The 19,803-nt window shown below is 74.1% G+C and carries 12 protein-coding genes; 5 read left to right on the forward strand and 7 right to left on the reverse strand.

Features of this window, described 5'->3' with window-relative positions; translation table 11 throughout:
* The first annotated feature begins 222 nt into the window (after window positions 1-222).
* Together ACGH2B_RS00980 and eccCa are read left to right on the forward strand one after the other, a co-directional pair.
* A complete protein-coding gene (locus ACGH2B_RS00980; RefSeq protein WP_399082481.1) occupies window positions 223-648 on the forward strand; it encodes a YbaB/EbfC family nucleoid-associated protein in 426 nt (141 codons plus the stop codon).
* 64 nt (window positions 649-712) lie between these two features.
* Window positions 713-4,807, forward strand: coding sequence for a type VII secretion protein EccCa (eccCa, locus tag ACGH2B_RS00985; RefSeq protein WP_399082484.1), 4,095 nt, complete (start codon window positions 713-715; stop codon window positions 4,805-4,807).
* 204 nt (window positions 4,808-5,011) lie between these two features.
* On the opposite strand, the gene ACGH2B_RS00990 is transcribed toward eccCa, so the two are convergent.
* Entirely contained in the window at window positions 5,012-7,798 is a 2,787-nt protein-coding gene (locus ACGH2B_RS00990; RefSeq protein ID WP_399082487.1) for a SpoIIE family protein phosphatase, read from the reverse strand.
* A 476-nt stretch (window positions 7,799-8,274) separates the two neighbouring features.
* On the opposite strand from ACGH2B_RS00990, the gene ACGH2B_RS00995 reads away from it, so the two are divergent.
* Complete coding sequence (locus ACGH2B_RS00995; protein WP_399082490.1) at window positions 8,275-8,961, forward strand: TetR/AcrR family transcriptional regulator; 687 nt, start codon at window positions 8,275-8,277, stop codon at window positions 8,959-8,961.
* Window positions 8,962-9,111: 150 nt separating this feature from the next.
* Here ACGH2B_RS00995 and ACGH2B_RS01000 read toward each other — a convergent pair whose 3' ends face one another.
* Window positions 9,112-10,119: a DUF6214 family protein gene (locus ACGH2B_RS01000; RefSeq protein ID WP_399082493.1), complete on the reverse strand. Its 1,008-nt coding sequence runs from the start codon at window positions 10,117-10,119 to the stop codon at window positions 9,112-9,114.
* 415 nt (window positions 10,120-10,534) lie between these two features.
* Window positions 10,535-10,906, reverse strand: a complete 372-nt coding sequence (locus ACGH2B_RS01005) for an ArsR/SmtB family transcription factor (protein ID WP_399082496.1) — start codon at window positions 10,904-10,906, stop codon at window positions 10,535-10,537.
* Between the two features lie 269 nt (window positions 10,907-11,175).
* Between ACGH2B_RS01005 and ACGH2B_RS01010 the strand changes: the two genes are divergently transcribed.
* Window positions 11,176-11,832 carry an endonuclease gene (locus ACGH2B_RS01010; RefSeq protein ID WP_399082499.1) on the forward strand — a complete coding sequence of 219 codons (657 nt, stop codon included), beginning with the start codon at window positions 11,176-11,178 and terminating at the stop codon, window positions 11,830-11,832.
* Between the two features lie 35 nt (window positions 11,833-11,867).
* Here ACGH2B_RS01010 and ACGH2B_RS01015 read toward each other — a convergent pair whose 3' ends face one another.
* The 3 genes from ACGH2B_RS01015 to ACGH2B_RS01025 form a co-directional block, all read right to left on the reverse strand.
* Window positions 11,868-14,246 carry a phosphoketolase gene (locus tag ACGH2B_RS01015; protein ID WP_399096606.1) on the reverse strand — a complete coding sequence of 793 codons (2,379 nt, stop codon included), beginning with the start codon at window positions 14,244-14,246 and terminating at the stop codon, window positions 11,868-11,870.
* A 1,673-nt stretch (window positions 14,247-15,919) separates the two neighbouring features.
* On the reverse strand, window positions 15,920-16,834 hold the full coding sequence (locus ACGH2B_RS01020) for a hypothetical protein (RefSeq protein ID WP_399082502.1): 915 nt from the start codon (window positions 16,832-16,834) through the stop codon (window positions 15,920-15,922).
* Between the two features lie 361 nt (window positions 16,835-17,195).
* Window positions 17,196-18,011, reverse strand: a complete 816-nt coding sequence (locus ACGH2B_RS01025) for a SigB/SigF/SigG family RNA polymerase sigma factor (protein WP_399082505.1) — start codon at window positions 18,009-18,011, stop codon at window positions 17,196-17,198.
* 408 nt (window positions 18,012-18,419) lie between these two features.
* On the opposite strand from ACGH2B_RS01025, the gene ACGH2B_RS01030 reads away from it, so the two are divergent.
* On the forward strand, window positions 18,420-18,608 hold the full coding sequence (locus tag ACGH2B_RS01030) for a DUF6381 family protein (RefSeq protein ID WP_399082508.1): 189 nt from the start codon (window positions 18,420-18,422) through the stop codon (window positions 18,606-18,608).
* A 170-nt stretch (window positions 18,609-18,778) separates the two neighbouring features.
* Here the strand turns inward: ACGH2B_RS01030 and ACGH2B_RS01035 are convergent, their stop codons facing one another.
* The gene (locus tag ACGH2B_RS01035) at window positions 18,779-19,591 is read right to left on the reverse strand and encodes a VOC family protein (protein ID WP_399082511.1); all 813 of its coding nucleotides are present in this window, start codon (window positions 19,589-19,591) and stop codon (window positions 18,779-18,781) included.
* Window positions 19,592-19,803 lie beyond the last annotated feature (212 nt).

The raw sequence follows: 19,803 nt of genomic DNA on the forward strand, positions 1-19,803 counted from the left end.
ACCCGCTCCACGCCCCGCCCCGCCCGGTCCCGTCCCGGAGGTCCCCGAACAGGGATCTGGGCAGGTGCGGGGCGGGGCGGGAGGATGTGCGTGGACCGATGCCGTTCCCCGTGCGCGACGCCCAGCGGCCCCCGTCGTCTGTTGGCGCCCGAAAGGGCCGCCGTCATCCGTCGTGCGCCGGCATCTCCGCGTCTTTTCCAGCCCGCACGAGGAGCACCGCCCATGTCCGACCGCCCATCGTTCGACCTCGCGGCCCTCACGGAGCGGATGCGCAGCCTTCAGGGAAACCTCGCCGGCATGAACGACGCCATCGGCTCCGCCGAGGCGACCGGCCACGCGGGAGGCGGTCTGGTCACCGCGAAGGTGAACGGCGAAGGCCGGGTCACCTCGCTGCGCATGGACCCGTCGGTCATCGACCCGGACGACCCGCAGACGCTGGAGGACCTGGTCATCGCGGCGATCGACGCGGCCCAGTCGACGCTCCGGGCAGCCCGCGCCGAGCAGGTCGAGGAGTTCACCCAGGGACTCACCGGCCTCGCGGCGGGGATCCGGGAGAGCACCGCGCGCCGCCCGAAGACCCCTCTGGTGAACCCGTTCGCCGACGACGGTGCCCCCGGCCCGTCCCAGGACGGTCCCGCACCCCGCTGACCCGGTCAGCGGGGCCCATGCCCGTCGTCCTCTGCCGCCCCACCTCCCTGCACAGAGAGCCCTGATGTCGCGGATCGTCTTCCACCGCCCCGCCCGGGTCGCCCCGCCCCAACTCCCGACCGACCCGGTGGTGGTGGCCGCGCCACCACAGCCGATCGCCAAGGACTCCGGCGCCAACTGGCTGATGCTGCTGATGCCGCTGCTGTCCAGCATCAGCATGGCCGCCTACATGATCGTCGCGGGCAAGAAGATGCTGATCCTCCTCGGCATCTCCTTCGTCCTTCTCTCCATCGGCCTCACCTTCGGTGTCCGTATGCAGATGCGCGGCACCCAGCGCAAGCAGCGGCTGAGCGCCCGCGACCGCTATCTGGAACACCTCGTCGAGATCCGGAAGACGGCCCGTCAGGTCGCTTCCGACCAGCGCACCGTCGCCGCCTGGCAGCATCCGTCGCCGCACCGCCTGTGGGCCATCGCCCGGCGCCGGCGCCGGGTGTGGGAGCGGCGTCCCACCGACCCGGACTTCCTGCACGTCCGCATCGGCACCGGCCGCGCGCCGCTGTCGACGCCGGTGCGGCTGGCGACCCGTAACGACCCCACGGTCGAGTACGACGCGCGGGCCAAGGCCGCCGCCGACCGGCTCATCGAGAACACCGCCAGCGTCGGGCACCAGCCCGCGGTCATCGACCTCGACCAGTCCGGTGTCGTCAGTGTGGTGGGCGCGTCCGGGCGTGCCCGTGGGGTGGCCCGGGCGCTGCTGAGCCAGGTCGCGGTGTTGCACGCGCCCGACGACGTCTGCCTGACCGTTGTCACCGGCGGTTCCGAGGACGCGCAGTGGGACTGGGCGAAGTGGCTGCCGCACACCCATGAGGAGGACGCGACGGGTGAGGCCGGTGTGGTCCCGCTGGTCGCGGAGGACTTCGACGGGGTCGCCGACCATCTCGCCGCCTGGCTGACCGCCGCGCACGAGCAGGCCGCCGCCGCCCGCCGCACCTTCACCTCCGGCCGGGACGCCGCCGCCAACCGCCGCCGGCTGATCGTCCTGCTCGACGGGTACGACCCGCGCAGCGCCTGGGCCCGCTCCCCCATCGCCACACAACTGCTGGCGGACGCCGGTCCCGGTACCGGTGTCACCGTCGTGTGCGTGGTCAGCCGTGAGGCCGACGAGCCGACCCGGGCCGATGTCCGGGTGCACGTCGGCGACGAGGGCGAACTGCGCATCGAGAACCGCCGCAATGACCACCGCGGTGGTGGCGTCCCGTATGTCGAGGGCGCCGTCGCCGACGAGCCGGCCCCGGCGCTGTGCGCGGCGACCGCCCGCGCGCTGGCGCCGCTGCGGCTGTCCGCGGAGGGCGAGGAGATCCTCGCCCAGACCATGTCGCTGCCGAACCTGCTGGGCGTGCCGGACCTCGACTCGTTCGATCCGGAGGACCTGTGGATCGAACCGGACTCCGAGGACGTCCTGCGCTTCCCGGTCGGTTTCGACGCCGAGGGCAAGCCGCTCGCCCTGGACCTCAAGGAGGCCGCCCAGGGCGGTATGGGCCCGCACGGCCTGGTCGTCGGCGCCACCGGCTCCGGCAAGAGTGAGCTGCTGCGGACGCTGGTCGGCGGGCTGACCGCGATCCATTCGCCCGACATCCTCAGCTTCGTCCTCGTCGACTTCAAGGGCGGTGCGACCTTCGCGGGCGTCACCGAACTGCCGCACGTCGCCGGTCTGATCACCAACCTGGTGGACGATCTGGCCCTCGTCGACCGGGTCCGCGACGCCCTCCAGGGCGAGCAGCAGCGGCGGCAGAAGCTGCTGCGGGACGCCGGTAACCTCGACAACGTCCGCGAGTACCAGCTCCGCCGGGCCGCCGGGCAGACCGGTCCCGACGGCAAGCCGCTGGAGCCGCTGCCGTATCTCCTCGTCATCGTCGACGAGTTCGGTGAGCTGCTGTCCAGCCGTCCCGACTTCATCGACCTGTTCGTGCAGATCGGCCGGGTCGGCCGAAGCCTCGGTATCCATCTGCTGCTCGCCACGCAGCGGCTGGAGGAGGGCAAGCTGCGCGGTCTGGAGTCCAACCTCTCGTACCGGATCTGCCTGCGGACGTTCTCCGCGGCCGAGTCCCGCGCCGTCATCGGCACCCCGGACGCCTACCAGCTCCCGCCCATCCCCGGCTCCGCGTACCTCAAGGTCGCCGACTCGGTGTACGAGCGGTTCCGTGTCGCGCACGTCTCCGGGCCGCACGAGAGCGCCGAGGAGCGGAACGCCGTCGAGGGCCCGGTGTCCGCGGCTCCCGTCCTGTTCGGGCTGCGGCATGCGCCGGACCCGGACGCGGAACCGGCGCCCGAGCCCGAGCAGCGCGCCCGGCCGATGCTGACCGGTCCCACCGAGATGCAGGTGCTGGTCGAGCGGCTGCTGCGCTCCGGGCAGGCCGTCCACCAGGTGTGGCTGCCGCCGCTGCCGCGGGCGCTGCCGCTGGACGCGCTCACCGGTCCGCTCGCCGCGGTGCCGGACACCCCGGGGCTGCGCGCCCAGTGGTGGCCCGAGCACGGTTCGCTGAAGCTGCCCGTCGGCGTCGCGGACATCCCCGTGATGCAGCAGCAGCACCCCGTCGTCCCGGACTTCGCGCACGAGTACGGGCACCTCGCCCTCATCGGCGCGCCCCAGTCCGGCAAGAGCATGTTCCTGCGCACCCTCATGCTCTCCGCGATGGTCACCCACTCCCCCGACGAGGTCCAGTTCCTCTGTGTCGACTTCGGCGGCGGCGCGTTGCAGCCGTTCGACCGGGCGCCGCACGTCAGCGGGGTGGTCGGCCGGCACGACCTCGAACGGGTGCAGCGCGCGCTGGCCGAGGCGAGCCAGTTGCTCACCGAGCGGGAGCAGCTCTTCCGGGAGCTGGGCATCGACTCCGCGGAGGAGTTCCGGCGCCGCCGCGCGACCGGGCAACTGCCCGACGGCGTCCGGAGCGCCGACATCTTCCTGCTCCTGGACAACTGGGCCGGGCTGCGCGGCGAACTGCTCGACAAGATCGACATCGACGCCGTCATCCTGGACATCGCGGCGCGCGGTCTCGGCGTCGGCATCCACCTGGTGCTGACCTCCAACCGCTGGGGTGACCTGCGGCTGGCGCTGCGGGACAGCATCGCCGCCCGGCTGGAGCTGCGGCTCAACGACCCCGGCGAGTCCGAGATCGACCGCCGTGCGGCGCGCCGGTTCGTGTCCTCGACGGCCCCGGGCCGCGGTCTGGCCCCCGGCGGTGTGCAGTTCCAGGTGGCGCTGCCGCGGCTGGACGGGATGGACACCCTCGACGGGCTGGCCGAGGCGCAGCAGGACGCCCTCACCAAGATCGCCGACTCGTGGCCGACGGCCGCGGCGCCGCCGATCCGGATGCTGCCGGAGCGGATCTCCCGCACCGAGATGGCGGCGCTGCCCGCCGCCTCCGACCGCCCGTCGGCGGGCGTGGCGATCGGTGTGGCCGAGCAGGACCTGCTCCCCGTCCACCTGGAACTGACCGACGCGGATCCGCACTTCCTGGTGTTCGGCGACTCCGCCTCCGGCAAGTCGGCGTTCCTGCGTAGCTGGCTGACGGGGATGGCCGAGCGGTACTCCGCGTGGGAGGCCCGTTTCATCGTCATCGACTACCGGCGTTCGCTGCTCGGCATCGTCCCCGACGAACACCTCGGCGCGTACGCGGGCGACCCCACCGCCGCCGCCTTCTACGCCGAGCAGGTCGCGGAGAAGCTCGCCGAGCGGATGCCGCCGGCCGATGTCACCCACCAGCAGCTACGGGACCGCGACTGGTGGGAGGGGCCGGAGCTGTACGTCGTCGTCGACGACTACGACCTCGTCGCCAACGGGCGGCAGTCGCCGCTTGCGCCGCTCGTGGACTATCTGCCGCAAGCCCGTGAACTGGGCTTCCACCTGGTCACGGCGCGCCGGGTGTCCGGTTTCGCGCGGACCGCGATGATGGATCCGATGCTGACCCGGGTCAAGGAGCTGGGCGCCTCCGGGCTGGTGCTGTCCGGCGAGCCGAAGGAGGGCGTGATCCTGGGCTCCGAACGTGCCGAGCCGCGCGTCCCGGGCCGCGGTGTGCTGGTGCAGCGCCGCGCCCCGCGCACCGTGCTGCAACTCGCGCTCACCGAGGCGGACGCCGCCGAGCCGGGCGACGGCTACTGACCGCCGCACCGCGCTGAAGCCCGTACGTCTGTGGGGCCCGGTCCGCCGGGCCCCACAGGCATGTCCGGGGCCCGGCGCCCGTCCGTGGACGGGCCCGGGACGGCTCCCGCGCGCGCGGGCGGGCGGCGGCGGGAGGCGAGGTACGGCTCCCGCGCGCGGACGGGCGGCCGTCTCATCCGGCGCCGTCCTCATCCGCCGCCGCCCTCATCCGCCGTCGTCGTCCCACTGGTCGAGCAGGTCCGCGTCGCTCAGCGCGCCGACGGGCGGCACACCGGGCTCCAGAGCCTGTTCGGTCCACACCACCTTGCCGCTGTCGGGGTAGCGCGTCCCCCAGCGTTCGGCGAACTGCGACACCAGATACAGCCCGCGGCCGCCCTCGTCGGTCATCGCGGCCCGGCGCAGATGCGGTGCGGTGGGGCTGCCGTCGGACACCTCGCAGATCAGGCTGCGGCCCCGCAGCAGCCGGACGCGGACCGGGCCGGTGGCGTAGCGGATGGCGTTGGTGACGAGTTCGCTGAGGATGAGTTCGGTGGCGAAGGCGAGGTCGCCCAGGCCCCAGGAGTCGAGCCGCGCGGCGACCTCCGCGCGGACCTCGGCGACCGCCGCCGGATCGCCGGGCACGGCCCATTCGGCGACATGGTCGGCGTCCATCCGGCGGGTGGCTGCGACGAGCAGGGCGATGTCGTCGCCGGGCCGCGGCCCCACCATGGCGTCGAGGACAGCCTGGCAGGTCTCCCGCGGTCCGGCGCCGGGCAGCGAGGCGAGGACGTCGCGGAGGGCGGCGAGTCCGGTGTCGAGGTCACGGTGGCGATCGCCGATCAGCCCGTCGGTGAAGAGCACCAGCCGGCTGCCCTCGGGCAGTTCCAGGGTCAGCGTCTCGAACGGCTCCCCGCCGAGGCCGAGCGGCGGCGAGACGGGGACGTCGGGGAAGCTGACCGTGCCGTCGGGCAGGACGAGCGCCGGGCCCGGGTGCCCGTTGGTCGCCATGGTGCAGCGGCCGGACGCCGGGTCGTAGACCGCGTACAGGCAGGTCGCGCCGGAGACCTGGGCGGTGTCGGCGGCGCCGCTGTCGTCGATCCGGGCGACCAGTTCGTCGAGGTAGCCCAGGAGTTCGTCGGGCGGCAGGTCCAGGGCGGAGAAGTTGTGCACGGCGGTGCGCAGCCGGCCCATGGTGGCGGCGGCGTGCAGACCGTGACCGACGACGTCCCCGACGACCAGCGCGACGCGGGCGCCGGGCAGCGGGATGACGTCGAACCAGTCGCCGCCCACCCCCGCCTGCGCCGGGAGGTAGCGGTAGGCGACGTCCACCGCGTCCTGATCGGGCAGCCCGCCGGGGAGCAGGCTGCGCTGGAGGGTGACGGCGGTGGCGTGTTCGCGGGTGTAGCGGCGGGCGTTGTCGACGCAGACCGCGGTCCGTCCCACCAGTTCCTCGGCGAGTGCCAGATCGTCCTCGTCGAACGGTCCGGACGCCGCGGTGCGCCAGAACTCGGCCAGGCCCAGCACCCGGCCGCGGGCCCGTACCGGCACGCTGATCAGCGAGGCGAGGCCGAGGGCGTGGATCCGCTCGGCCCGCCCGGCGTCGACCGGCGCGGTGGCCCCGTCCGCGGTGGCCCCGGAGCGTCCGGGCCCGCCGGTCAGCTCCGGCACCTGGGACAGATCGGGCACGAGGACCGCCTCCCCCTCGGCGAGGGCCCGGGCGTGCGCGGCGGGCCGTACCGCGGTGACCGGCTCGCCGACGGGGAAGATGGCGCCGCCGCCGTCCGGCACCGCGGTCATCGCCGTCCGGCGCAGCGGATGGCCCGCGATATCCGGTTCGTCGCCGCTCAGCACCGGGTCGGCGAGGTCGATGGTGGCGACGTCGGCGAAGCGCGGTACGGCGACGTCGGTCATCTCGCGGGCGGTGCGCCGCACGTCCAGGGTGGTGCCGACCCGGGCCCCGGCGTCGTGCAGCAGCCGCAGCCGTTCCCGGGCGGCCTCCGCGCGGCCGGTGACCGCCTGGAGTTCGGTGGTGTCGCGGAGCGTGGCGACGCTGCTCGCCGTCCCGCCGGGCCCGTCGGTGAGGCGGACGTTGATGACCAGCATCCGGTCGCCCGCCGGGCGGACGGCGTCCGACACGGCACGGTGGTCGGTGAGCAGCGCGGCGACGGACGGCTCCAGGCCGAGTGCGGTCACCTGCCGCCCCTCGGCGTCCGGCCCGAGGTCCAGCAGCCGCCGCGCCTCGTCGTTGGTGAGCAGCAGCCGCCCGTCGGCGTCCACGATCAGCACCCCTTCGCGGACGGCGTGCAGCACCGCGTCGTGGTGCTCGTACATCCGCGTCATCTCGGCGGGCCCCAGACCATGGGTCTGGCGGCGCAGGCGGCGGCCGACGAGGACGGTCCCGGCGGCGGACAGCGCCAGAACGGCCGCGGCGCTCCCGAGCAGCACCGGCAGTTGCGCGGTGGTGCTGCTCTGCGCCCGCTTGACGGTGACGCCGACCGAGACCAGCCCGGCGGTCGAGCCGTTGCCGCGGGTGACCGGTACGACGGAGGTGACGGTGATGCCGTGGACGCCGGGGATGGTCCGGGTGAAGGCGCCCTGGGTGAGGGCGTCCTGGTACATGCCGCCGGCGTGCTGGCCGATGAGGGACGGGGAGGGGTCGGTGTAGCGGACCCCCTGCGGACTGAGGACGACGACGAAGTCCACATCGGCGACGTCGCGGATCGCCTCGGTGCGCGGCTGCAGTTCCGCGGTGGGATCCCGGCTGTCCAGCGCCTGTGCGGTGCCGGGCGCCCGGGCGAACGCCTCGGCGACGGCCCGGGAACGGTGCTGGGCGTCGCGGGTGCTGGCGCTGCGCGACTGCAGGAGCAGCCCCAGCGCGGCGACGCTCACGAGAACGACCACCAGCACAAGCTGCACCATCATCAGTTGTCCCGCGAGGCTCCGCGTGTTCCAGGGGAAGCCCAGGGCCCGCGGTGCAGCGGAGCCCGGTACCCGGTGCCCGTTCTTGCGCATGCGCTATCCGTCACCCGCCGGATCGCCACACACGCCTCGGTCGGATACCGGCCCGGCCCTGTGGCTGAGAAGCTGGAAGCATATCGACGCAAACATACTGATTTATCACTATGTTTCCGGGAGGCCGCGACCACCGCCACCCGTTCCGCCGCACCTCGATCGCCCATACCGCCCCTCCCGTACCCCAACTTTTCAGCCATTCAGGAGGTTTGCGGAGAAATCCGGAGGGAGTGCCGCATCACATGAGAAATGCACGGCGACGGCGTCCGAGGGGCCGGAATGCGAGGGCGCCCGCGCGCCGCGCCCTTGCGAACCCTCGCCCGGACGCGGCGCACGGGCGCCACCACGGCCCGGTTCGGACGATCCCCCGCGTCGTCCGAACCAGCCCGTACGGCCGGATTCACCCCTCGAAGAGCCAGGTATCCGGCGTGCGCTGAGTATACTGGCTGCCAGCCAGCCAACGCAGGAGTTACAGGATGTCCCCTCGCAGCGCATCGGTCAATGAAGAACTGCGGCGGCGTTCCCGCGAGCGGCTGCTCCAGGCGACGACCGACCTCGTGGGCGAGCGCGGCTACGACGCCACCACCCTCGGCGACATCGCCCTCCGGGCCGGCACCGCACGCGGCCTGGTCTCGTACTACTTCCCCGGCAAGCGGCAGCTCCTGCAGTCGGCCGTGCACCGTCTGATGCACCTCACCCTCCAGGAAGCGCTGGAGCGCGACCCGCGCCCCGAGGGCCCCGGCGCGGGGCGGGAGCTGATGGCCCGCGCCATCGACGCGATCCTCGGACTCACCCGTGACCACCCGCTGCTGATGCGCACCCACATGGCGGGCATCCTCACCGCCGACGGCTTCATCCAGTGCCCCGAGCAGCAGCGGCTCGCCCATCTCCTCCGCGAAACCGTCGTCGCCTACGGCTCCACCGACCCGGACGCCGACTACCCCCTGCTGCGTGCCCTGCTGATGGGCGCCGTCGTCCCCCTCCTCCTCCCCGGTGCTCCGACCCCCCTGCCCCGCCTGCGCGCCGAACTCTTCCAGCGGTACGGACTCGACTGGGAGTCCGGCTTCCCCCCGGAGGGGGCCTGCCCCGACGGACAGCCGGGAGCGCGGACGGCCGGGGCGCGGGTGGCCGCACCTCGGGACGGGGAGCCGGGGGCGTCCTAGGGCTCCGGCGCGGGCCTGTCGTCCGTGCCGCCCTCCGCGTCGGGCCACCGGTCGCCCCGGGGCGCGTCGGCGAAACCCCGCCCCGGATCGTGCTCCAGGAGGCGCGGCGGGGCCTCACCCGGTATCCCTACGGGGCCCCGCCCGGTTTCCCTACCGTCTGTGGTGCCGGGGCGTCAGCAGGCCCGCGTCGCGTGCGCCGGCGATCAGCCGCAGGGCCCGGCGCCGGCTCCGTCCGGTCGCGCTCATCACCGCCGCCACGGGATCCCGCCCATCCCGCTGCGCCTCGCGGTACGCGTCCGCCACCGCCTTGCACCGCTCCCCGGCCCGGGCCCTCCTCGCCCGCCCTTCGGCCCCGGCGGGGTCGGCGTCCTCGGTCCGGGAGGCGGACGAGGACGGGGCCGCGGTCTCCGTGGGACCGGCGGCGCTCCGGCCTGCGGGGGGCTCGGTGGCGGGAGTGCCGGGTGGTCCGGCGCCGGGGTCGGTGGGCGCACCGGCGTCCCGGTCGGCCGTGCGGGCCGCAGCGGGTGCGGCCGGTGGCCGGGCGCTCCGGTCGGCTGCGCGGTCCACGGCAGAACCGGCCGGTTGACCGGCGTTCCGGTCGGTGCGGTCCGTGGCGGGGTCCGCCGGTGGCCCGGGGGCGATGCCGGTGGCCGGTCCGGAGCCCGGAATCGCCGCCGGGGACGGTGCCGAAGCCGCCTCAGAATCCGTTTCCGGCGCCCTCTCCGGCGCCCTCGCCGCTTCCACCGCCCCGTGCGCCGGCTGACACGTCACCGCGTCCGTCGCGCGCGCCGCCGGCTCCGTAGCGGTGCCCGCATCGGACTCCACGTCCGCCCCGGCCAGCGGACCGGAAGCGGCGGACGGCATCGCCCCGTGCGCCTCAGGGCGGGCCCCGCCGCCCCGCGCGGCGCCGTCGGCCGGGCCGGAGGGGGCCGACGGATCGGTGGCGGGCGCCGGTACGGGCCGGGGCCGGCGGGCGCGGCCGATGGCGATGCGGCAGGCGTCGTCGAGCGGGCCCTCGATCCAGCGGGCGAGGGCGGCGAGGCCGCTGAGCGGCAGCGGGGGATCGGCCCGCAGGTCCTCCACGGTGATGCCGTCGTCCTCGACGGTGACCAGCACATCGATCCGGGCCCCGTCCGGGAACGTCAACCGGGCGCTCACCCAGGGCTCCAGCGGATCCAGCCGCGACGGCGCGGTACCGGCCGCCGCCGAGGGGCCGTCCCTGTCCGGGAGGCCCGCACCCTCGCGGGGCGGGGCGGCCGAGCCGTGTCCACGCAGCTCCCAGGCGGGCCAATCACCCCGCCCATCCTGCGCTTCATATCGTTCACTAACGGTATAAAAGTCGCTTTCCGACACGGGGGAAACCTAGCGCCCGCCCCGCCCGGCCCAGCCACGCGGCACGCTCATCGCACCGGGACTACCCCGATAGCGCAGCTCACCTCACCGGAGGAACGCGGCTCACCTGCCCGGAGGCCCGCCATCCGGCGCTGTTCACGGGGTACGGCGGCAGACCCGGCCACCCCGGACGGCGCCACGGACGGCGAGCGGCGCGCCCGATGACGGCCGACGCGCCGCTTCAGCGCTCGCCGAGCCGGTCGGCCTGGAGGCCGGCCGCGCGCAGGACGCCGTCGAGCAGACCGGGGAACAGCGCGTCGAGGTCCGCCGTCCGCAGGGCGTTCATCTTCGCCGTGCCCCGGTAGGTCTGCTGGATGACGCCGTTCTCCCGCAGGACGCGGAAGTGGTGGGTACAGGTGGACGGGCTCACCGGCAGCGGGATGTCCGCGCAGGCCAGCTCGGTACGTACGGACGCCAGGCGGCACACGATCCGCAGCCGCATCGGGTCGGCGAGGGCGTGCAGCACCTCGGCGAGACGGATGTCCTCGCGGCGCGGGTGCTCCAGGGAGCGCGTGCCGGTCGCGGTGCCGGCGGACGGCGTCTCGGTCGGCATGGCGGCTCCTGAGGTGCGGCGACGGGGATGGCGGACCGGCGGCCCGCGACCCTCATTGTACGAGGAACATCGTAATTCGCTGACCGCCGTCGGACGCCTTCCCCCATCGCCCGCACCGGCCGTCCCCGCTCCCCCGGGGCGTCCCGGCCACCCTGGTCCACCCCGCGCGCCGCCCCCGCACACCCGTGAGACAACGGAGAGAGGGAGGGAGAAGCCGACCGGAGCGACGGCCGCCGTGGCGCACGGGGCCGGGAGCGGAGGTGTGGAGGATGACGAGGAAGCGTGACCGGGACGTGGCCGGGGTCCTGCTGGAGCGGCACGGCAGGACGTACGCGGCGGAGGCGGGCATCCGGATGAAGGACACCCCGCAGCCGCTCTACCAGCTACTGGTGCTCGCGTTGCTGCTCAGCGCCCGGATCCGGGCCTCGGTCGCGGTGGCGGCGGCCCGCGAGCTGTTCGCCGCCGGGATGCGCAGCCCCCGCTCGATGGCCGAGGCCACCTGGCAGCAGCGCGTCGACGCCCTGGGCGAGGGCGGCTACCGGCGCTACGACGAGCGGACCGCCACCCAACTCGGCTCCGGCGCCACCCTGCTGCGCGACTCCTACGGCGGCGATCTGCGGCGGATGCGGGACGCGGCCGGCGGCGACCCGGACGCGATCGGCGACGCCCTCCAGGAGATCCCCGGCATCGGCCCGGCCGGAGCCGCGATCTTCCTCCGCGAGGCGCAAGGCGTGTGGACCGCCCTCGCCCCGTACCTCGACGGCAAGGCCCTCCAGGGCGCCGAACGGCTCGGACTCCCCCAGGACCCCGGGCGCCTGGCCGCACTCGTCCCCGACCAGGACATCGCCGCGTTCGCCGCCGCACTCGTCCGCGCCGCGCTCGACGCCCAGGTGGTCGACGACGTCCTCGACGCCTGCGGCGGCTGAACCGGAACGCCGCCGCGTATCCGGGCGGGCCGCCGTCAGCCGCCGTCCCACGCCCAGTCGGCGACCTCCGGGAGGTCCGTGCCGTGGCGGCGGGTCCAGGCGTGGTGGCGGGTACGGGCGTCGGCCATGGCCTGGCGTACCGCGACGGCGCGGGCGCCGAGTCCGGGCACCCGGTCCACGACATCCATGACCAGCCGGAACCGGTCGAGGTCGTTGCGCACCACCATGTCGAACGGTGTGGTCGTCGTCCCCTCCTCCTGATAGCCGCGTACATGCACGTGGTCGTGGCCGGTCCGGCGGTACGTCAGCCGGTGGATCAGCCAGGGGTAGCCGTGGTACGCGAAGATCACCGGCCGGTCGCGGGTGAAGACCGCGTCGTACTCGGCGTCCGGCATCCCGTGCGGATGCGCGTCGCGCGGCAGCAGCCGGGCCAGATCGACGACGTTGACGACGCGGACCGCCAGGTCGGGCAGGTACCGGCGGAGCAGCCAGGCGGCGGCCAACGCCTCCTGGGTGGGCACATCGCCCGCGCAGGCCAGCACCGCGTCCGGCCCCCGGCCGCCGTCCTCCGTCCCGGCCCACTCCCAGACGCCGACGCCCCGCGCGCAGTGCGCCCGCGCCTCTTCCAGGGTCAGCCAGTCGAACGTCGGCTGCTTGCCCGCCACGATCACGTTGACGTGGTCACGGGAGCGCAGGGCGTGATCCGCGACCGAGAGCAGGGTGTTGGTGTCCGGCGGGAGATACACCCGGACGACCTCGGGGCTCTTGTTCAGCACGTGGTCGACGAAGCCGGGGTCCTGATGGGAGAAACCGTTGTGGTCCTGGCGCCAGACATGTGAGCTGAGCAGGTAGTTCAGCGACGCGACGGGGCGGCGCCAGGGCAGCCGGCGGGCGGTGCGCAGCCATTTGATGTGCTGGTTGACCATCGAGTCCACGATGTGCGCGAACGCCTCGTAACTCGCGAAGAGTCCGTGCCGGCCGGTCAGCAGATACCCCTCCAGCCAGCCCTGGCACAGGTGCTCCGACAACACCTCCATCACGCGGCCGTCGCGCGCCAGATGCTCATCGGTCGGGAGCGTTTCGGCCTGCCACGCCTTGGCGGTCGCGCCGTAGAGCGCCTGGAGGCGGTTGGAGGCGGTCTCGTCGGGCCCGACGACGCGGAAGTCGCGGCGCGCGGCCGTCGCCGCCATCACGCCTTCGAGGAACGTGCCGAGGACCCTGGTCGGCTCGTGCGTCCCCCGCCCGGGGGCCTCGACGGGCACGGCGTACTCCTCCAGCGGCGGGATCGGCAGGTCGCGCAGGAGGAGCCCGCCGTTGGCGTGCGGGGACGCGCCGAGCCGGCGGTCGCCCACCGGGACGCGCGCCAGCACCTCCGGCCGCGGGCGCCCGTCCTCGTCGAACAGCTCGGCCGGGCGGTACGACAGGAGCCACGACTCCAGTTGCCGCAGGTGGGCGGGGTTCTCGCGGACGCCGGGCAGCGGCACCTGGTGAGCCCGCCAGGTGCCCTCGACCGGCACCCCGTCGACCTCGTGCGGGCCGGTCCACCCCTTGGGCGTACGGAGCACGATCATCGGCCAGCGGGGCCGCTCGGCCGAGCCGTCCGCGCGGGCCCGGCGCTGGATCGCGGCGATCCGGTCCAGCGCGCGGTCCATGGCGGCGGCCATCGCGAGGTGCACCGGTCCGGGCTCGTCACCCGTGACGTACAGCGGTTCATGGCCGTAGCCGCGCAGCAGCGCGTCCAGCTCCGCCTCGGGGATACGGGCGAGGACGGTCGGGTTGGCGATCTTGTAGCCGTTGAGGTGCAGGATCGGCAGGACCGCGCCGTCGTGCACCGGATCGAGGAACTTGTCCGCGTGCCAGGACGCCGCGAGCGGCCCCGTCTCCGCCTCACCGTCACCGATCACGCAGGCGACGACCAGCTCCGGATTGTCCAGCGCCGCCCCGTACGCGTGCGCCAGCGCGTACCCCAGCTCGCCTCCCTCGTGCAGCGACCCGGGCGTCTCCGGGGCGACATGGCTGGGCACGCCCCCGGGGAACGAGAACTGCCGGAACAGCTCCGCCATCCCCGCCGCGTCCCTGGAGACGTCCGGATACGTCTCGGAGTACGAGCCGTCCAGCCAGGACTGGGCGAGAACGGCCGGACCGCCGTGCCCCGGCCCCCAGATGCATACGGCGTCCAGGTCACGGGCCTTGATCACACGGTTGAGGTGGGTGTGGACGAGGGTGAGCCCGGGCGAGGTCCCCCAGTGGCCGAGCAGCCGGGGCTTGATGTGCTCGGGCCGCAACGGCTCGGTGAGCAGCGGGTTGCTCCGGAGATAGATCTGCCCCGCGGCCAGATAGTTCGCCGCCCGCCACTGCGCGTCCAGCTCCGCCAACTCGACGGGAGAGAGAGCGGTGGGCGCGGCGACCTCCATGGGGGCGGTGCCCTCGGGACCGGCTCCGTTCGTGCCGTCGGGCCCGGAAACCTTGGCGCCGTTGTTGCCGCCCTCGTTGGCGCCGTTGGGGTCAGTGCCATCGGTGGGGGCGCTGCCCTGGGCGGGGGCGCCCCTGCTTGCGGGAGGTACGGCGTCGACGGGGTCGGGAGGGTCGGTGGGGTGAGGCATCCGGGTCATCTCCTGGGATGGGGGCGCGGGGTGGTCTCCGTGGTCGGGTGGGCTCCGGGGCGGAGCGGTCGGGCTGGGGTGAAGTGGGCCTTGTCGGTTCGGGTCGGTTCGAGTGGGGGGCGGCTCGGACGGGCTGGTGTGGTGGGCTGCGGGCAGCCGGGAGGCCGCCGCCGGCCGACCCCTACCTGTCAGCATCGCTCCGGGCGGTCAGGGCCGCTCGGTCCGGACGGGCGGGTCCGGTCCCGGCGGGTCCGATCGACTCGGTTCCACCCCGGGCGGGCCGACCGGTTCCGTCAGTCCGGTGGTTCGGGTACGGACGGCTCGGCGTCGGTGTCGGGGTCGGCGTCCGGCCGGTGGCCCGGCTCGGGCCCGTCCGGCGATTCCGGCTCGTCGGCCCCCGGGCCCCGCGGCTGGCCGGGCACCGGACCTCGCGGCTGCGGGTCCCTCGGCACCGGGCCCGGCTTGTCGGGCACCGGCTCGGTCCCCGATCCGGCCACTCGGGCCCCTCCCGCCACTGCGTCGTTCGTCCTCATCGTCATCCCTTCCTCCAGAACTGTTCGGAACCGCCGCGCCAAGCCCTCCCGGCACCCGCCCCGGCCTGCGCCCTACCGGTCGGGTCATCAGCGCTGCCACCTGCCGGCTCCGGCGGCCACGGTCCGTCCGTACGTACAGACCAGCCCTGGGAGGCTCCGGCTCGGTCCGTACCACCTCACGCGAAGGAGTCGAAGTCCCCGTACGGACCGCCGGGATACGGCGGGCGGGCCCGGTACGAACGGCTCCCGGGAAGCGGAGGGATGCGCCTCCCGACCGATATGCGACACCTGGAAGTCAACGAGGACTCCGTCTCCGGATGCCGCTTCAGCCGACACGGAGGAGGACGCCGATGTCGCGACGATCCAGGGACCAACTCCGTCCGTACGCCCCCGACCAGCAAGTTTCAATTGTCGGAGCGGCCGGTCTGCGTCGCACACGGCGGCGCGTGGCACTCAGGACCGGCTTCGCCGATCGGGGCGCCGGTGGTCGCCCCGGGCCCCGGGCCGACCCGGGCCCGTCGCCCCGCGGCGACAACGACACCGGTCGAACCGGCCGTCACCAACCGTCGAGCCGATTCGGGCCACCCGTCGGCCATGCCTCCCGGTTTCCCGATTCCGCACGCCCCACACATGGCGACGGCGACCGCGCACCCGAGACCCCGTCCCCTCCCACGGGCAGGCACCAGGCCATATCCGGCGCCGACCGCCCACACGCAACGTTCACGGAGCCGGAGGAGCGGGGCGGTCCGGGCCGTCCCGGCGCACACGGAGACCCGTGGTGCGCGCCAGGCACCACTGAGACCGCAAGACAGCGGCGGCTCGGCCCACGACGGCGGCCGCCCCTGGCGGGAAAGGAAGCGTACGGCCATCGGGCAAGGCGTCCCGGCCGACAGCGAGACCGCTCGGCCGAGGCGGAGGCACTCGCCCGACGCCGAAGGCGGCCCACCCGCCTCAGTCGAGCGCTCGGCGTCCCGCGTTCCGGCCGTCGGTGTGCCGGCTGGATGCCGGAGGGGCCGGCAGACCTATCGGGTTGGGGAACGGCAGCAGTTTGGCGGCGAGGACGCGGTGGGTGACGGGTTTCAGATCTCTCAGGAGTTGTTCGGTCCGGGCGGTGGTGAGGGGTCTGAGCAGCCGGGCCGCGAGGTCGTCGGTGTGCTGCTCGATCTCCGCCCGCTCCGCCGCGCCGAGGGCCGTCACCGTGCCCTCGGCGTCGACCAGGCCGCGCAAGCAGAGGCGTGCCGTCGCCGCGGCCCATTCCTCCTCGGTCCAGCCGCGGCCGTCGCGCATCGGGTCCTCGGGGACGATTCCGCAGGCCACGGCCAGGACAAGGGCTTCGCAGCCGTCGAGTCCGTGGTCGGCGAGCACGGAGAGATGGGCGTCGCCGCGGAATTCGCGGAGGGTGGTGGCGAGTTGCCAGAGATCTTCGACCGGATCGGCGCGGTCGCAGAGCGCCTGATTGGCGGCGAAGAGCGGCCGTGCGGTGCGCGGGGCGGCGTCGGCCATGGCCCGGAGGGCGGGGGCCACCTTCGCGACGGACGCCTCGATCGCCGGATCGGCGGCCCGCAGCGCACCGGCGGCACAGCGGGCCCGCGCATCGAGGACCCGCTCCGGATGGACCACGTCCCAGGCCGCCGGGAGGGCGCGGGCCGTCATGGCGGGGGCGAACAGGCTCAGCAGTTCGGTGGCGCGTGCCGCGGGCACGGCGCCCAGGGGTGCGGTGCGGGCGGCGAAGTAGCCCATCCAGAAGCCCTTGAGGCCGATGGCTTTCCCGAGGCCGCGGCAGGTTTCGTCGAAGTAGCTGACGGCGTGCAGAGGCTCGGTCAGATGCCAGAGCGTCCGAGCGGCGGCTGACGCCTCCGCCGGCACTTCCGGCCGGGGCCGGCCCCGTTTCCGGCCCGCCGCACCACCCTGGCCGGCCCCGCCGTGTTCCTCGCTCCGGTCATGTTGTCGGCTGCGGTCCTGCACCTGCCCCTGCACCTCTCCCCCGCCCTTCTTCCTTGCGCTGCCTGCCAGTTGATGGCGTCGATGGGGCGAACGCTACCGTCGCGTAGACGGTGTGGGCACGGGTTTCGAGGAAGGTCAGGGGTTGCTCAGGGATATCCCTGAGCGCTCATGGTTGATGACGGTGTGTGATATCGGGGAGAATTCCGGCACGCGGCGGGAACTCACCGTCACCGGGAGTGGAACATCGCAGGTCCAGGCCCTGCCGCCGCTTCGCCGGTACCGGTCACGGCTGCGGGGCGAGGGCCTTCTCCCGTACGTACGCGCAGGAGCGGCGCAGCAGGCGGGAGACGTGCATCTGGGAGACGCCGACCCGGTCGGCGATCTCGCTCTGCGTCAGGCCGAGGTAGAACCGCAGATAGAGGATGTGGCGTTCGCGTTCGGGCAGGGTGCGCAGGCCGGTGGCGGCGGCTTCCCGGTCGTCGACCAGCCCGAGTGCCGGATCCTCCTGTCCGAGGAGGTCACCGAGGGTCTGCTGGGTGTCCTCGCCGCCGAGCGGGCGTTCCAGGGAGAGCGCGGTGAAGGTCTTCTGGGCGTCGAGACCGATGAGCACGTCCTCGTACGGCATACCGGTGTGGGCGGCGACGTCCTGCACGGTGATGGCGGAGTGGCCGGGGCGGTCGGAGAGTTCCTGGCGGGCCCGGTGGACGCGGGCGCGGAGTTCCTGGGCCCGCCGGGGGACGTGGACGGCCCACAGTTCGTCGCGGAAGTGGCGTTTGATCTCGCCGATGATGGTGGGGACGGCGAAGGCGCCGAAGGCGGTGCCGACGCCGGGGTCGAAGCGGTCGATGGCTTTGAGCAGGCCGAGCGCGGCGACCTGGCGGAGGTCCTCGTCGCTCTCGCCGCGGCCGCTGTAGCGCCGGGCGAGGCGGTGGGCCATCGGGAGCCACGCGCAGACGATCTCCTCGCGCAGCCGGGTCCGTGCGGGGCCGTCCGGGAGGGCGGCGAGCCGGTGCAGGGCGACGCGGGTGTCCGGGTCGAGTTGCGGCTTCCGGCGTCCGGTGGGCGCCTGCTGGGCGACGCGTCCGGTGTGGATTGTCATTCCCCTCACGCCTTCCGTTCCGTTCGGCGATCCGCGGTGTGCCTGGTCCGCGGTGCTGTTCCGGCGGCTTTCCGGTCGGTGGCCGGTCTCCGCGGGGCCGTGGTGCGGCTGTGCGTTTCCCGCTCGCCCCGCTCCTGTCCGGGGCTGGGGAAGTGGGTCCGGTAGCTGGGTGCTCGGGGCGTCTCCGCCCGTGGGCGCGGCGTTCCTTCACTCGTCCGCGTGATGTCCCTTCCACTGTGCCGCAGGCCGGAGCGGTACGCGCGACAGCGCCCGGCCACCCGTGACGGAAGGCGGGGAGGGGCGGTGACCGTGGGTGATTCTTCAAGGTGCCGATGGGGGCGGGCGCTGATTCGCTGGTGAGGGGGATGGCCGATACATGGTCCGGTCCGGACCGTTCGAGGAGTGATCATGAGCGCAGACGAGGTGAACAGCCGGCTCCGGCAGATGCGCGAGAAGGCGCAGCAGCTGGAGGACACGGCGCAGCACACCAGTGACCCCGCCGAACGCGACCGGCTCAAGGAGAAGGCGCGGAGGCTGCAGAGCCGCAGTGAGCAGGAGAGCGGTATGAGGAGCGGGGACATCCACCCGTCCCTGTGACCTTGTGAGGGCCCGGCGGCCGGGGGGGGCAGCGGTCGTCAGGGCCATGACCTCATGGACGCCCTCGCTCCGTGGTCGGACGTTCGCGTATCCCGTAGGCGACCCCCTTCGTGTCAGGGGTCGCCTACGGGGGTGTCCGCTCACCTACGGGAGGCCCGGTCGCGGAGGTGTCAGTCGTCCTCGGGGGCGTCCGTGACCGTGAAGAGGGCGCCGTGGGGGTCGCAGATCATGGAGCGCCCGCCGGGGCGTGGGGTCCGGGGGGCCGGGGACATGACGGTTCCGCCGGCGGCGACGGCCGCGGCGATGACGGCGGGCAGGTCGCGGACCTGGAAGTGGACGTGCCACCGGGGCCGCAGATGCGGGTCGGGGGCCTCCTCCACACCGCCGCCCCGCACCGCGGCGACGGGGCGCCCGTCCTGGCGGACGATGACCTGGTCGTCCTCGTAGGCGACGTCGCAGCCCCCGGGGCGCAGGGTGGCCCAGTCGAAGATCTCGGCGTAGAAGATGGCCGCGGCGAAGGCGTCGCGGGTGCGGAGTTCCAGGCAGACGGGGGCGCCTTCGCGGCCGATCGCCCAGCGCAGGGTCTGCCCCTCCCAGAAACCGAAGACGGCGCCGTCACGGTCGGAGGCGAGGGCGGCGCGTCCGGTGCCGAATTCGAGCGGGCCGACGGCGACGGTGGCGCCGCGTTCGCGGACGCGGGCGGCGACGTCGTCGGCGCTGTCGACGGCGAAGTACGGAGTCCACGCCGTGGTGGAGCGCAGACGCTGGGTGAGCTGGGCGATTCCGGCGACCGGGCGGCCGTCGTCCAGCGCCACGCAGAACTCGTCGCCGAGGCTGCCCTGCCGGAACTTCCAGCCGAGGACCTCGGTGTAGAAGTCCTGGGTGGCGCGCAGATCGCGGGTCATCAGGTTGACCCAGCAGGGCGCGCCGTGGACGGGGGCGGTGCGCGCGGCGGCGGTTGCGCGATGCTCAGCGGCCGACATGGTGGACATCTCCCTTTCGCGGGCCACGCGGTCAGCACTCCGCCGGGTCGGCGTGGTGCACTCGGGAACGGTGCGGGTGTGGGGCGGGCGGCCGTGGCCCGGGCGTGGCCGGGCGGCCGTGTCGCTCCAGGGCGAGGCGGCCCCTCTCCGACGGTACGCCTCCGGCGGGTACCCGGCGCGCTCGCGGGGCCGGGCGGGGCATCCGGCCCGGG

The sequence above is a fragment of the Streptomyces sp. BBFR2 genome, assembly GCF_044497305.1.
Classification (GTDB): Bacteria; Actinomycetota; Actinomycetes; order Streptomycetales; family Streptomycetaceae; genus Streptomyces.